Origin of the sequence: Streptomyces alanosinicus (assembly GCF_014650595.1) — a bacterium.
Taxonomy (GTDB): domain Bacteria; phylum Actinomycetota; class Actinomycetes; order Streptomycetales; family Streptomycetaceae; genus Streptomyces; species Streptomyces alanosinicus.
The window spans coordinates 1-639 of record NZ_BMVG01000165.1 but is presented as its reverse complement, the minus strand read 5'-3'; the positions used below and the strand labels follow the sequence as shown (position 1 = coordinate 639).

The following is a 639-nucleotide window of genomic DNA, read 5'->3' as shown; positions in this document are numbered from 1 at the left end:
CACCGCGCGCAGCTCCCGCCAGGGCATGTCCTCGGCGCTCGCGTACAGCAGCGGCGGCAGCACGACCAGGCCGATGATCTGCGGGCTGATCTGGATCTGCGGGGTGCCCGGCAAAAGCGCTACCGCGAGGCCGGCGACCACGAGCAGGGAGGGGGCGGGGATGCGCCAGCGGCGCGCGAAGGTGGCGACCACCGTGGCGAGGACCACGAGGGAGAGAACCGTACCGACGCCGCGCATGCCGTCCCCCTGGGGCTACCACGGGGAGCCGCTCTCGACTTCCCGGCCGACCAGACTTCCCGGCACACCTGCCCTCACCCTATCGGGCCAGGTCGCGTCAAGACAGTGTCAAGGTCCACGGGACCGACGCCAAGGAACCGCTAACAACCGCGCCGCCCGCCTCGCGAAGCGGCTTCCTTGGGAGGAGAAACCCTCCGGAAGCCCTCCGGAAACCCTCCCGCGAAGGGGAGTTGGATCAGTGAGCGGAGCGCGTCGGCGGCGATGAGTGACGTACGGCCCGGACGGCTGAAGGTCTACCTGGGTGCGGCTCCGGGGGTCGGCAAGACCTACCGGATGCTCGACGAGGGGCGGCGTCGTGCCGCCCGCGGGGCGGATGTGGTGGTGGGGTTCGCGGAGTGTCAC

Annotated in this window: 1 protein-coding gene and 1 pseudogene; one reads left to right on the top strand and one right to left on the bottom strand. The window is 71.0% G+C overall.

All coding sequences use genetic code 11. The features are described from left to right. On the bottom strand, positions 1-237 hold a 237-nt coding region (locus IE277_RS46810; RefSeq protein ID WP_189960237.1), incomplete at its 3' end, for a cation:proton antiporter domain-containing protein. Between the two features lie 261 nt (positions 238-498). Here IE277_RS46810 and IE277_RS46805 point away from each other — a divergent pair. Beyond that, positions 499-639, top strand: a pseudogene (locus IE277_RS46805) (sensor histidine kinase KdpD); the annotation flags it as partial.